The sequence below is a fragment of the Plantactinospora sp. B5E13 genome, from assembly GCF_039871775.1.
Lineage (GTDB): Bacteria > Actinomycetota > Actinomycetes > Mycobacteriales > Micromonosporaceae > Plantactinospora.
This window is the reverse complement of record NZ_JBDPLT010000044.1, coordinates 55,649-68,222: the sequence shown is the minus strand read 5'-3', so window position 1 is coordinate 68,222 and position 12,574 is coordinate 55,649. Positions and strand designations below refer to the sequence as shown.

General features: G+C 72.1%; 12 protein-coding genes and 1 pseudogene. 6 read left to right on the top strand and 7 right to left on the bottom strand.

Going from position 1 to position 12,574, the window contains the following annotated elements; genetic code table 11:
* Window positions 1-116: 116 nt before the first annotated feature.
* A pseudogene (locus tag ABGB05_RS29165) lies at window positions 117-574 on the top strand (cellulose binding domain-containing protein); the annotation flags it as partial.
* 125 nt (window positions 575-699) lie between these two features.
* Window positions 700-1,944: a 3-phosphoshikimate 1-carboxyvinyltransferase gene (gene aroA, locus ABGB05_RS29160; RefSeq protein WP_347657123.1), complete on the top strand. Its 1,245-nt coding sequence runs from the start codon at window positions 700-702 to the stop codon at window positions 1,942-1,944.
* A gap of 102 nt (window positions 1,945-2,046) precedes the next feature.
* On the opposite strand, the gene ABGB05_RS29155 is transcribed toward aroA, so the two are convergent.
* From ABGB05_RS29155 to ABGB05_RS29125, 7 genes are all read right to left on the bottom strand, one after another.
* Window positions 2,047-2,271 (bottom strand): hypothetical protein, encoded by a 225-nt coding sequence (locus ABGB05_RS29155; RefSeq protein WP_347657122.1) that lies wholly within the window; start codon window positions 2,269-2,271, stop codon window positions 2,047-2,049.
* A 179-nt stretch (window positions 2,272-2,450) separates the two neighbouring features.
* Entirely contained in the window at window positions 2,451-3,347 is an 897-nt protein-coding gene (locus ABGB05_RS29150) for an SMP-30/gluconolactonase/LRE family protein (protein ID WP_347657121.1), read from the bottom strand.
* Window positions 3,348-3,396: 49 nt separating this feature from the next.
* A complete protein-coding gene (locus ABGB05_RS29145) occupies window positions 3,397-4,338 on the bottom strand; it encodes a hypothetical protein (RefSeq protein WP_347657120.1) in 942 nt (313 codons plus the stop codon).
* Between the two features lie 77 nt (window positions 4,339-4,415).
* A complete protein-coding gene (dgoD, locus tag ABGB05_RS29140; protein ID WP_347657119.1) occupies window positions 4,416-5,561 on the bottom strand; it encodes a galactonate dehydratase in 1,146 nt (381 codons plus the stop codon).
* A gap of 149 nt (window positions 5,562-5,710) precedes the next feature.
* Entirely contained in the window at window positions 5,711-6,127 is a 417-nt protein-coding gene (locus ABGB05_RS29135) for an FCD domain-containing protein (protein WP_347657128.1), read from the bottom strand.
* Between the two features lie 36 nt (window positions 6,128-6,163).
* On the bottom strand, window positions 6,164-6,427 hold the full coding sequence (locus ABGB05_RS29130; RefSeq protein WP_347657118.1) for a GntR family transcriptional regulator: 264 nt from the start codon (window positions 6,425-6,427) through the stop codon (window positions 6,164-6,166).
* 37 nt (window positions 6,428-6,464) lie between these two features.
* Complete coding sequence (locus tag ABGB05_RS29125; protein WP_347657117.1) at window positions 6,465-7,211, bottom strand: SDR family NAD(P)-dependent oxidoreductase; 747 nt, start codon at window positions 7,209-7,211, stop codon at window positions 6,465-6,467.
* A 194-nt stretch (window positions 7,212-7,405) separates the two neighbouring features.
* On the opposite strand from ABGB05_RS29125, the gene ABGB05_RS29120 reads away from it, so the two are divergent.
* From ABGB05_RS29120 to ABGB05_RS29105, 4 genes are read left to right on the top strand one after another with little or no spacing between them, the layout of a single operon-like run.
* Window positions 7,406-8,698 carry an extracellular solute-binding protein gene (locus tag ABGB05_RS29120; RefSeq protein ID WP_347657116.1) on the top strand — a complete coding sequence of 431 codons (1,293 nt, stop codon included), beginning with the start codon at window positions 7,406-7,408 and terminating at the stop codon, window positions 8,696-8,698.
* Window positions 8,698-9,636 carry a sugar ABC transporter permease gene (locus tag ABGB05_RS29115; protein ID WP_347657115.1) on the top strand — a complete coding sequence of 313 codons (939 nt, stop codon included), beginning with the start codon at window positions 8,698-8,700 and terminating at the stop codon, window positions 9,634-9,636. Before ABGB05_RS29120 ends, ABGB05_RS29115 begins: the two co-directional genes overlap by 1 nt.
* On the top strand, window positions 9,633-10,454 hold the full coding sequence (locus ABGB05_RS29110) for a carbohydrate ABC transporter permease (RefSeq protein WP_347657114.1): 822 nt from the start codon (window positions 9,633-9,635) through the stop codon (window positions 10,452-10,454). Before ABGB05_RS29115 ends, ABGB05_RS29110 begins: the two co-directional genes overlap by 4 nt.
* On the top strand, window positions 10,451-12,550 hold the full coding sequence (locus ABGB05_RS29105) for an alpha-galactosidase (RefSeq protein ID WP_347657113.1): 2,100 nt from the start codon (window positions 10,451-10,453) through the stop codon (window positions 12,548-12,550). The genes ABGB05_RS29110 and ABGB05_RS29105 overlap by 4 nt, the downstream gene beginning before the upstream one ends.
* Window positions 12,551-12,574 lie beyond the last annotated feature (24 nt).

Here is a 12,574-nt window from a genome sequence, read left to right as displayed (position 1 = left end):
CCCCACGGCGGTGCGGGGGCGCCGGCCCCACCACCCACCCCGCACACGTCGACCTCCAACCATCGGGGTCGGGCAGCACAGTGAGGAACCGCAGACCACTACGGGCCGTGGTGACGGTCTCCGTCTGGGGCATCCGGGACAGCGACTCCTGGCGCACCGGCCAGAACCCCTGCTCTTCGACGGCAACGGCAACAAGGAGCCGGCGTACGACGCGGTGCTGAACGCACTGAACAGCGGCGGCGTCACCCCACCCCCGTCGACAACCACACCCCCGCCCTCGGCCGGTGGCTGCTCCGCCAGCATCTCCCTGAACTCGTGGAATGGCGGTTTTGTCGCCACGGTACGGGTTACCGCCGGATCGAACCCGATCAACGGCTGGCGGGTCACCCTCACCCTGCCGTCCGGTACGACCGTGACCGGCGCGTGGAGCGCCAACCGGAGCGCCGACAGCGGCACCGTCGCCTGGACGAACGTCGACTACAACGGCCGCGTGGCCGCCGGCCAGTCGACCGAGTTCGGTTTCCAGGCCAGCGGAAACGGACAGATCGCCACACCGAGTTGCGCCAGCAGCTGAGCCGTCGGGGCGGGCCGGTGCGGTGGTACCGGCCCGCTCCAGGGAGCACCAGGGAGATCAACATCGAAGGTCGGTAGAATTCGGGCCTGCTCCCACGGAAGTGCGCGACGACGAAGGTGGAGATCGTGACGACAGTCCAGGTGCCCGGCTCCAAGTCGGTGACCGCGCGGGCCCTGTTCCTCGCCGCCGCCGCCGACGGCACGTCACGGCTGCGGGCCGCCCTGGACTCCGACGACACCCAGGCGTTCCGGGACGGCCTGCGCACGCTCGGCTACCAGGTCACCGAGGCCGGCGCCGACTGGCTCGTCGACGGCCACCCCGCCGGCCCACCGGCGGGCGACGCGGACGTCTACTGCCGCGACGCCGGCACCGCCGCCCGGTTCCTGCCCGCGCTCGCCGCGGTCGGGCACGGCCACTACCGGTTCGACGCCTCGGCACAGATGCGTCGCCGCCCGGTCGGCCCGCTCGCCACCGCACTGCGCGACCTCGGCGCCGACCTCCACTTCGCGCAGGCCGAGGGGCACCTGCCGCTCGTGGTCGACGCGACCGGGCTGCGTGGCGGGCACCTGCGACTCGACGCGTCCGTGTCGTCCCAGTTCCTCACCGCGCTGCTGATGGCCGCCCCGTTGATGGCCGACGGGCTCACCATCGAGGTCACCGACCTGGTCTCCCGGCCGTACGTGGAGATGACCGTGACGATGATGGCCGACTTCGGGGTCACCGTCCGGACCGTCGGCAACACCTTCACCGTGCCGCCGCAGCGATACGCCGCCCGCGGCTACGACATCGAACCGGACGCCTCGACCGCCAGCTACTTCTTCGCCGCCGCCGCGCTCACCGGACAGACGGTCACCGTACCGGGGCTGGGCAAGAACGCGATGCAGGGCGACGTACGGTTCGTCGAGGCGCTGCGGGCGATGGGCGCCGAGGTGGTCGTCGAGGAGAACCGGACCACGGTCACCGGCACCGGACGGCTCGGCGGCCTCACCGTCAACATGCGGGACATCTCCGACACCATGCCCACCCTGGCCGCGATCGCACCGTACGCCGACGGGCCGGTCCGGATCGAGGACGTCGCCAACACCCGGGTGAAGGAGTGCGACCGCCTCGAGGCCTGCGCGACCAACCTGCGGGCGATGGGGATCGAGGTGGCCACCGGCGACGACTGGATCGAGATCCACCCCGGTACGCCGCGCCCCGCGCTGATCGACTGTCACGCCGACCACCGGATCGCGATGGCGTTCAGCGTCGCCGGCCTGCGCGCCGACGGTCTGGTGCTCGACGACCCGGAGTGCGTCCGGAAGACCTTCCCCGACTTCCACCGGGTCTTCGGCGACCTGCGTCGGGAATGGGACCTCACCGCCGGTTAGCAGCCCCGGCCCGGCCAGGCCAGCACCCCGGCCCGGCACAGACAGACGCGGCGGCACCCCGCGGGGCACCGCCGCGTTCCTGTTGTCGTACCGGTGGCCGGGTCAGCGGTCCTTGCCGGCCAGCTGGACCAGCGCGCTGGCGGTCTGGAAGTACTGGCTACGCCCGAGGTCGCCGATCGTCTTAATCCCCAGCGCCTCCTTGAGGTGGGTGGCGGCGCGCTCACTGACCCCGGCGAGCGCGGCGACCGGGGCGTCGACCAGTTCCTCCAGGCTCTTGTCCTGGTACTCCTTGTCGACGAGCTTGGCGAGGTCTGCGGTTACCGGCACTGCTGCTCCAAACTGTCCGACGGCCCGGCACGGCGCCGGGCACGGCCGCCGTCATTGTTCCACACAGGACGACGCGATGATCGACAACCGCTGCCGCCCCGCCTCCGGCGGCCTCGCCGGTCGGGACAGCGGCCTGCCCGGCGCCGCTCGGCGCCCTGACCCGGTGCCCGGTCCCACCGTCAACCGTGGATGGTCTCGACCAGCTCGGGCCGGACCGACCGGCCGGGCAGACCGGCGACGTCGACGTCGACCGCGAGCAACGCGCCGTCCAGCGGCCCGGGCGGGTTCAGCCCGTACGCGGCGCTGGTGACGAAGAGCCGACGCAGGTCGGGACCGCCGAGGCAGACACTGGTCGGCTGGGCCACCGGTAGCCGCAGTTCGCGGTCGAGTTGGCCGTCGGGCCGGTAGCGGCGTACCGCGTGGCCGCCCCAGAGCGCCACCCACAGATGTCCCTCGGCGTCGACCGTCATCCCGTCCGGTGCCCCCTCGCCGGACGCCAGCCGCAGGAACGGCTCCCGGCCGGAGAGATCACCGGTCGCCGGGTCCACCACGAACCGGTCCACCTCGCCCCGGCCGGTGTCGGCCAGGTACATGGTGGTGCCGTCGGCGTCGAAGGCGGGCCCGTTGGCGATGGTCAGGCCGGTCACCACCGGCTCCGGTGGCGCCCCGGCACCGAGCCGGTACAGGCTTCCCGCGCCGGGCGTGGTGTCGTACGCCATGCTGCCGGCCCAGAACCGACCGTGCGGGTCGGCGACCGCGTCGTTCATCCGGGCCGGCCGGGGGTTGCCGCCCTCGAGGTCGGCCAGCTGGCGGTCACCGTCCGGGCCAGAGAGCAGAGCCAGGCCGGTGCCGGTGGCGGCGAGCCAGGCACCGGGCGCCCCGGCGACCGGTGCCACCCCGCCCAGCGGCGCCGCCAGCCGGCGCAGTTCACGCAGCAGCCCGGGCGCGTCACCGGTGGTCTCCAACAGACGACCGGCGAGCAGGTCGACCAGGACGAGTCGGCCGTCCAGCCAGCGGGCCCCCTCCCCCAACTCGAACCGGTCGCTGCTCCACGGGGTGGGCTCGGTGAGCCGCATGCTCTCCTCCTGACGGGTCGGTACGCGGTCGATACGAAGTGTCGTGACGTCAGGGCGTCCGGCCGGAACGGTACGCGGAAACGGTGAGCCGCCACCTGACCTCACCATTGGCCGGGACCAAGGCCGCGTCCCCACCCGGCACCGCGTCCCCACCCGCCACCGTGCCACCGCCCGGTGCCGGATCTCCGTCCCCTGCCACATTCCCGGCTGCTGGGGCAGCGGCCGGCCCGGAGTCCGGGCCGGAACCGGCCTCGGCGAGATCGAAGACCGCGCCGAGCATCGGCTCGACGCCGACGCTACGGTACGGCGCCGGCTGCGGCCAGCCGCGCAGGTTGCGCCAGAGCGCGACGGAACGCGGCTGGTCGGCACAGTCGAGGCGCCAGCGCAGCACGTCCGGACCGTCGACCACCCGGACGTCCGGACAGCCGACCAGGATGGCGCCGAGTGCGGTGCCGTCGTCCGGGCCGAGCCGGTCCAGCGGCAGCCCGGCCGGCGCCGGCCACGGTGCGGTCATCCACCGGGCGCCGGCCGGCCAGTCACCGGCCGGCAGCAGGTCGGCGGCCTCCGGATAGAGCCGGGTCGGGGTGCCGTCCGGGGCGACCAGTCGGGCGGTCGGCGACACCTCCAGCAGGGCGTGCCCGGCCCAGACGAACCGGTAACCGGGCTCCGCGGTCAGCCGGTAGTCCGCGACCACCGTGCCGCCCAGGCCGCGGATCCGTCGGGTCAGGGTGAAGTCGGCGCACTCGACCGTGGCAATCTCCGGGGTGACCTGCCGCCAGGGCCGCGACCAGACGTCGCCGTGGTCCGGGACGCCACGTACGGTCGGCAGGCACTCCTCCAGCCCGCCCGCGTCGACGAACGCGTCACCGGGTACCACCCGGTCCCGCCCGGTGGCGGCGCCACGCCAGAGCCACTCGCGCCCACCGCCGGCCAGACTCGTCCACCGCCCGCCCCGGGCACTGTCGACGCTGACCCTCAGCGGTACGTCCACCAGGCCCGGGTCACGGTCGTCAGCCCGGCTCGGGTCACGGCCGCCAGCCCGGGCCGGCGCTCCGTCCCCGGCCCGGCTCACCATTCGGCGAACGAGCCGTCGTCGTGCCGCCAGACCGGGTTCCGCCAGGCGTGCCCCGTCCGGGCCGCCGCACGGACCGCCTTCTCGTCGACCGTGATGCCGAGCCCGGGCGCCTCCGGTCGACGCAGGTGGCCGTCGACGAACCGGAACGGCTCCGGGTCGACGACGTAGTCGAGCAGCTCCGAGCCCTGGTTGTAGTGGATGCCGATGCTCTGCTCCTGGATCAGGAAGTTCGGGGTGGCGAAGGCGACCTGGAGGCTGGCCGCCAGCGAGATCGGCCCGAGTGGACAGTGCGGTGCCAGCACCGCGCCGTAGGTCTCGGCGAGGGCGCCGATCCGGCGTACCTCGGAGATGCCGCCGGCGTGTGAGAGGTCGGGCTGGAGCACCGCCACACCGGCCTGCAGCGGAGCCAGGAACTCGTGCCGGCCGAAGAGCCGTTCGCCGGTGGCGATCGGCACCGCCGAGGCGGTGACGATGTCGGCGAGCCGGTGGTTCTGTTCCGGCACCACCGGCTCCTCGACGAAGAGCGGCCGCAGCGGGGCCAGTTCCGGCAGGATGCGCCGGGCCGCCGCGACGCTCGCCCGGCCGTGGAAGTCGAGCGCGATGTCCCGGTCGTCACCGAGCACCGCCCGGACGGCGGCGAGCCGCTCCACCACCGCGGCCACCTCGGACGAGCTGGGGATGGCACCGAGCCGGCCGGAGGCGTTCATCTTGATCGCGGTCATCCCGGCCGCCGCCTGCGCGGCCGCGGCGTCGGCCAACTCCGCCGGTTCGTCACCGCCGATCCAGGAGTAGATCCGGACCCGGTCCCGGACCGGACCGCCGAGCAGCGCGTGCACCGGGGCGCCGTACGCCTGCCCGGCGATGTCCCACAGTGCCTGGTCGAGCCCGGCGACGGCGCTGGAGAGCACCGGCCCACCCCGGTAGAACCCGCCCTTGGTGAGCACCTGCCAGTGCTGCTCGATCCGCAGCGGATCCTCGCCGAGCAGGTACTCGGAGAGCACCTCGACGGCACTGCGTACCGGCTCGGCCCGGCCCTCCACGACCGGCTCGCCCCAGCCGACCAGCCCTTCGTCGGTCTCGACCCGGCAGAAGAGCCACCGGGGCGCGATCAGGAAGGTCTCGATTCGGTCGATCTTCACCGGTTGCCTCTCATCTCAACGGCTCGGCTGTGCCATCTGCTCGGCTCCACGCTCGCTCCGCTCCTCGGGCCGCAGACGGCCCTACGATGCTCACTCGCTGTCGCCTCGGCTGTGCCATCTGCTCGGCTCCACGCTCGCTGTCGCCTCGGTTAGGCGTCGCTTCGGTTGGTGGTGTGCCGCCGTACCTTCTGCACGTCCCGGACGGCCTTGTCGAGCAGGTCGCGCATGGCCTGTTCGGCAGCGCCGGCGTCGGTACGGCGGATCGCCTCGACCACCGCCCGGTGGCTGGGCACCGGGTCGTCGTCCCGGTCCACGCCGTGCACCAGCCGGTCCCGTTCGGCCAGCCCGGTCTCCATCACCACCTCCATCCGCTCCAGCAGTTCGTTGTGGGTGGCGGCGAGCAGTGCGCGGTGGAAGCTCAGGTCGGCACCGACGGCGGCGACCGGCTCGGTGGCCGCGGCCATCTCGGCCAGCGCGGCGTCGAGGGCGGCGAGGTCGTCCGTGGTCGCCCGGACCGCGGCGAGTCGCGCGGCGGCGGGTTCGACGATGGTACGTACCTCGTGCAGCTGGTCGAGGAGGTGCTGACCGGCGCCCTCGGCGAACTACCAGCGGATGATGTCGCCGTCGAGCAGGTTCCAGTCGGCGCGAGGGCGGACGAAGGTGCCGCGTTTCTGCCGGGCGTCGACGATGCCCTTGGCGCTGAGCACCTTGAGCGCCTCCCGCAGCGCGGTGAGGCTGACGTCGAGTTCGCCCTGCAGGGCGGTGAGGTTCAGGGTGTCCCCCTCGGCGATCTCACCGGCGAGGATGCGCCGGGCGATGACCTCGACGGTCTGGCCGTGAACACCACGGCGTGCGTACTGTGCCAATGCTCTCCGCGCCTTCTCGCTCGTCCGATACCGGTCTTCAGGCCGAGGCCTTCACCGCGGTCCAGCCACCGTCCACGACCAGGGTGGTTCCGGTGACGTACCCGGCGTCCGGCGAGGCGAGGAAGGCGATTGCCGCCGCCACCTCGTCCGGGGTGCCGAACCTGCCGGCCACAGTCTCCGCCACGCTCCGCTGACGGTCCGCATCGGACACCCGGTCCCAGGCGGCGGTGAGGATCGGGCCGGGCAGGACGGTGTTCACCCGCACGTCGGGGCCGTACTCGACGGCGAGTTGGCGGCCGAGCGCGACCAGGCCGCCCTTGGCCGCCGCGTAGGCCGGGTGTCCGGGCAGGCCGACCAGCGCGTGCACCGACGAGACCAGGACCACCGCGCCGCCGGTGGCGCGCAGGTCGTCCAGGCAGGCCCGCAGGCCGAGGAAGCTGCCGGTGAGGCTGACCGCCAACTGCCGGTCCCAGGACTGCCGGCTGGTCTGGTGCGCCGGCGTCACCTCGCTGAAGTAGGCGTTGCTGACCAGGACGCCGACCGGCCCGAACCGGTCGCGCAGCGCGGTCACCGCGGTGTTCCAGCCGGCCTCGTCGGCGACGTCGGCAACCATCGGGTACGCCTGTCCGCCGGCCGCCTCGATCTGGGCGGCGACCGGGGACGGGTCTCGTACGTCGACCAGGCCGACCGTCGCGCCCTCGGCGGCCAGCCGCCGGGCGGTGGCCGCGCCGATGCCCCCGAACGCCCCCGTGACCAGGGCAACCCTGCCGTCCAGTCGTCGCATGCGCTGGCTCACCACCCACCGGACTCAGAAGATCTGCGGACCCGGATCCGAAGACCCGGAAGATCAAAACATTAATTAGGAAGAAATCTTGACAGCCCGAGCCCCTGGATGCAACCTTCTGGATCACACCGTTTACCACACCGACACACCGCGACCCGCAGCTACGCCGGGTCGATCATGAAGGGACACACTCCGTGAGCGACTTCGACTCCAGTCGTCGCCGGTTCCTCGGGCATATCGGTCTCGCCGGCCTCGGCGTGCTCGGCGCGGGCAGCCTGGTCGGTTGCGCCAGCTCCGCCAGCACCTCGGGGGGCGGCAAGAACTCGGGCACGGTCAGCCTCCAGTCGAACCTCTCCTCCCCGCAGGCGAAGGTCGCGATGGAGAAGATCGTCGAGAACTTCAACAAGCAGGGCAAGGGCGCCGCCACGCTGAACACGGTCGCCGCCGAGACCTTCCGGACCCAGCTGCCGACCTATCTGACGTCGGCCAACCCGCCCGACCTCTTCACCTGGTACGCCGGCTCGGTGGCCAACGACTACGCCAGCAAGGGCCTGCTGCTCGACGTCTCCGACGTCTGGCAGGGGATGGCGGACTACCCCGAGTCGCTGCGCAGCCTCTCCACCGACGCGTCCGGCCGCAAGGTCTTCGTGCCGATGAACAACTACTGGTGGGGCTTCTTCTACCGCAAGTCCAACTTCGCCAAGTGGGGCGTGCAGGAGCCGAAGACCTGGGCCGACTTCGTCGCGCTCTGCAAGACCCTGGAGGGCAAGGGCATCCCGCCGATCGGCATCGGCCTCGGCGACACCCCGTGGGTCGCCTCGGCGTGGTTCGACTACCTCAACATCCGGATCAACGGGGCACCGTTCCACCGGGAACTGCTCGCCGGCAAGCAGCGCTTCGACGACCCCAAGGTCAAGGCGGTCTTCACCCGCTGGCGTGAGGTGCTGCCGTACTTCGACCCGAAGGGCAAGGCGTACCCGTTCCAGGAGGCCACCACCGCGCTGCTCGGCGGCAAGACCGGGATGTTCCTGATCGGCACCTTCTTCGCCGACGCCGCCCCGAAGGACGCCCTCGGCGACCTCGACTTCTTCCAGTTCCCGATCATCGACCCGGCGGTGCCGGTCGCCGAGGAGGCCCCCACCGACGGCTTCTTCGCCAGCGCCCGGAGCGGGAACCCGACCGGCACCAAGGACCTGCTGCGCTACCTGGCCTCCGCCGAGGCCCAGGAGCTGTACATCCAGAGCAGCTCCGGCATCATCCTGCCGGCCAACCCCGCCGCCAAGGCCTCCGACTCTCCGCTGGTCGCCAAGGGCAAGGCGATGCTGGAGAACGCCAAGGAACTCACCCAGTTCTTCAACCGGGACTCCAGCGACGCCCTCCAACCGACCGCCGACACCGCGCTGACCAAGTTCATGGACAGGCCGGACGACATCGACGCGATCCTGCGGGAGTGGCAGACCGGCGCCGAGAAGGTATTCAAGGGCTGATGACCACAGTCGCACCAGCCGAGCGCACGCAACAGCGGCAACCGGCGGGGACCCGCCCGCGGCGGCGATCGGCGAAACGCCTGTCGCCGCTGCTGGTGGCGTTTGTCCTCGTCCCGTTCGCGGTCGAGAGCATCTGGGTCTTCTGGCCCGCCCTGCAGGGCTTCTGGTTCTCGCTGACCCGGTGGGACGGCCTGGAGCCGCCGCGGTTCATCGGCCTCGACAACTACACCGAACTGGCCGGGGACAGCATCTTCCGGGGAGCGCTGCTCAACACCGTGATCTGGCTGGTGCTCTTCGGCGGCCTCTCGGTCGTCGGCGGCTTCGGCATGGCCCTGCTCCTGCAGAAGGAACGGCGCGGTATCGCCTTCTACCGCGCCGCGCTCTTCACCCCGGTGGTCTTCTCCCTGGTCGTGACCGCACTGGTCTGGCGGGTCTTCTACCAGCCGGACGGGCTCGCCGACCAGCTGCTGCGCGCGGTCGGGCTGGAACAGCTGATCCGCCCCTGGCTCGCCGACCCGCAGACCGCGCTCTACGCGGTCATCCTGCCCGCCCTGTGGCGGCAGATCGGCTACGTCATGGTGCTCTACCTGGCCGGCCTCAAGGCGATCGACCCCGCCCTGCACGAGGCGGCCCGGATGGACGGCGCCAACAACTGGCAGCGGCTGTGGCGGGTCACCGTACCCCAGCTGCGCGGGGTCAACGCCGTGGTGCTGTCGGTCATCGTGATCGACTCGCTGCGCTCGTTCGACATCGTCTGGTCGTTGACCCGGGGCGGCCCGTACCACTCGTCCGAGCTGCTCAGCACCTACATGTACTCGACCGCGTTCCAGAGCCTGCGGCTCGGCTACGGCTCGGCGATCGCCGTGGTGATCTTCGTACTGGCGCTCGCGGTCATCCTCGGCTACCTCGTCCGCGCGTTCCGGGAGGACGACGAATGACCCGCCTACGGACCGGCGCGTTCCACGTCGGGATGACCCTGGTGGCGCTGCTCTGGCTGGGCCCGATCGCCTGGGTCGTCGTCATGTCGACCCGCAGCTTCGACGACATCGCGGCGAACGGGGTCGGCAGCCTGCCGCACTCGTTCACCCTGGACACCTACCGGCAGGCGTGGACCGACGGCGGGGAACTCCAGGCACTGATCAACAGCATGCTGGTCACCGTACCGTCGGTGCTGCTCAGCCTGGTGCTGGCCGCGGTCGCCGCCTTCGCCCTGGGCCGCTACCGGATCCCGTTCCGTCGCACGATCCTGCTGCTGATGCTCGCCGGCAACCTGCTGCCGCCGCAGATCCTGCTCATCCCGGTCAGCAAGTTCAGCGAGCTGACCGGCCTCTACGACACCCTCTGGGCGCTGATCGCCGTCCAGGTCGGCTTCGGACTCGGCTTCTACACGTTCGTGCTGCACGGCTTCATGCGCGACCTGCCGAACGAGATCCAGGAGGCGGCCGTCATCGACGGGGCCGGGCCGGGGCAGATCTTCGCCCGGGTCATCCTGCCGCTGACCCGGCCGGCGCTCGCCGCCCTCGGCGCGCTCTCCTTCACCTGGATCTTCAACGACCTGCTCTGGGCGATCACCGTGCTGCGCACCGACGACAAGATGCCGGTCACCCCCGCCCTGCTCGCCCTGCAGGGACAGTTCGTCTCCTCGTGGAACGTCATCGCGGCCGGCACGGTGATCGCGGCGGTGCCGACCGTGCTGGTGTTCCTCCGCTTCCAGAAGCACTTTGTGTCCGGACTGGCGATCGGAGCCGTCAAGTGAGTCACGCCGACCCCAGCCGACGGTGGACGCTGCGCGGCGCGCACACCGAGTACACGGTGGCCGTGCCGGCACACGGGCGCTGGCTCGAACTGGTGGCCTGGGGGCCGCACGGGGTCAGCGAAGGCCCGTCGCCGGTCGAGTACACCGGCCCGGTCCCGTTCCTCACCGCCGGCGACGCCGCCCCGATCGAGTACGCGACCGACGCCGCCCGCCCCTTCACCGGCGCGGACCTGATCGTGGAGACCGGCTCCGGGGACCGCCGGATCGGTTTCGAATACGTCGACGCCGAGGGTGACGACACACGGTTGGCGGTCACCTTCGCCGACCCGGTCACCGGGCTGCGGGCCGTCGTGCACTACCAGGTGCCGGCCGGCACGGACGTGGTGTCCCGGTGGGTGGAGCTGACCAACACCGGGCCGGAGCCGCTGCGCCTGGTCCGGGCCGGCAGCGCCGGGTTCTGCGTACCGACCCCGCACGGCGCCCGGCTCAGCTACCAGTGGGGACAGTGGGCGCAGGAGTTCCAACTCGACCACGTCGACCTCGGGCACGGGGCGTTCACCGTCGGCAGCGCCCAGGGCGTACCCGGGCACCTGCACCTGCCCTGGCTCGCGGTCCGCGACCAGGCCGACCCGACCGGCCCGACCTGGGGGGTGGCCCTGGCCTGGACCGGCTCCTGGGAGATCACCGCCGAACGCGACACCGGCGGCCTGACCCGGGTACGCGCCGGCCGGCGCCTGGTCGACGGGCCGCTCGACCTGCCGTCCGGTGGTCGGCTCACCCTGCCGACGGTCAGCGGCGCCTACAGCCCGGACGGCCTGGACGGGCTGGCCCGGGTCTGGCACACCCACCAGCGCCGGCTCGCCGGCGAGCGGCTGACGCCCCGGCCGGTGCTCTACAACTCGTGGGAGGCGACGTACTTCGCGGTCGACGCGGAGAACCAGCTGGCGCTGGCCCGGGTCGCCGCCGACCTCGGCGTCGAGACCTTCGTGGTCGACGACGGCTGGTTCGTCGGCCGCGACGACGACACCGCCGGCCTCGGTGACTGGACCCCGGACCCGGCCAAGTTCCCGGCCGGCTTCGACGCCTTCGTCAAGGAGGTCCGGGGTCTGGGGATGAACTTCGGGCTCTGGGTCGAGCCGGAGTGTGTCAACCCGCGGTCGAGGCTCTATGCCGAGCACCCCGACTGGGTGTACGCGGTGCACGGCCGGCCGCTGACCCCGATCCGCAACCAGTACCTGCTGGACCTGGGCCGGCCGGAGGTGGCCGAGTTCGTCCACTCCACGGTGGATGGTCTGCTGCGCCGGCACGACATCGGCTACCTGAAGTGGGACTTCAACCGGCCGCGTACCGAGCCGGGCCGGCCCGGTACGGAGGCCGCCGGCAACGCCGCCCGGATCGACCTGGACGGCGCGCACGTCGCCAACCTGCACCGGATCTACGAACAGCTGCGCCGGGACCACCCGCACGTGCTGATCGAGGCGTGTGCCGGCGGCGGCGCCCGGACCGACCTGGCGATGGCCGCCCGCGCCGACGTCTTCTGGCCGAGCGACAACACCGGCCCGCTGGACCGGCTCGCCATCCAGTACGGCTTCCTGCACGCCAACGCGCCGCACCTGCTCAGCTCCTGGGTGACCGACTCCCCCGGCCTGTTCGACCCACGCCCCCGGTCACTGGCGTTCCGGTTCGTCCTGGCGATGGCCGGGGTGCTCGGCATCGGCGCCGACATCCGGCACTGGACGGCGGAGCAGCGTGCCGAGGCGAGCCGGTGGATCGCCCGGTACAAGGAGATCCGCGAGATCATCATGCACGGCACCGTGCACCTGGTCGGTGGACCGGACCAGCCGCGCTGCGCCGTGCAGTACACCGCACCCGACGGCGCCACGGTGGTGGTGCTCGCCTGGCACACCGGCCGGCTCGACGGCGCCGGGCTGCTGCCGTCCCGCCCGGTCCGGCTGCCGCTCGCCGGCCTCGACCCGGCCGCCGGCTACCGGCACGGCGACGTCCACTACTCCGGCAGCCACCTGGGCGCGGTCGGTCTGCCGGTGCGGTGGAGCGCCGACCACGACGCGGAGCTGGTCGTGCTCCAGCGCGTCTGACCTGGCGCCCCCGCGGCAGGCCTG

What these genes read in the sequence shown, in the direction of transcription:
- ABGB05_RS29115 (WP_347657115.1), top strand. Translation starts at nt 8,698, where the DNA reads ATGACCACAGTCGCACCAGCCGAGCGCACGCAACAGCGGCAACCGGCG.
- ABGB05_RS29110 (WP_347657114.1), top strand. Translation starts at nt 9,633, where the DNA reads ATGACCCGCCTACGGACCGGCGCGTTCCACGTCGGGATGACCCTGGTG.
- ABGB05_RS29150 (WP_347657121.1), bottom strand. Translation starts at nt 3,347, where the DNA reads ATGCGGCTCACCGAGCCCACCCCGTGGAGCAGCGACCGGTTCGAGTTG.
- ABGB05_RS29125 (WP_347657117.1), bottom strand. Translation starts at nt 7,211, where the DNA reads ATGCGACGACTGGACGGCAGGGTTGCCCTGGTCACGGGGGCGTTCGGG.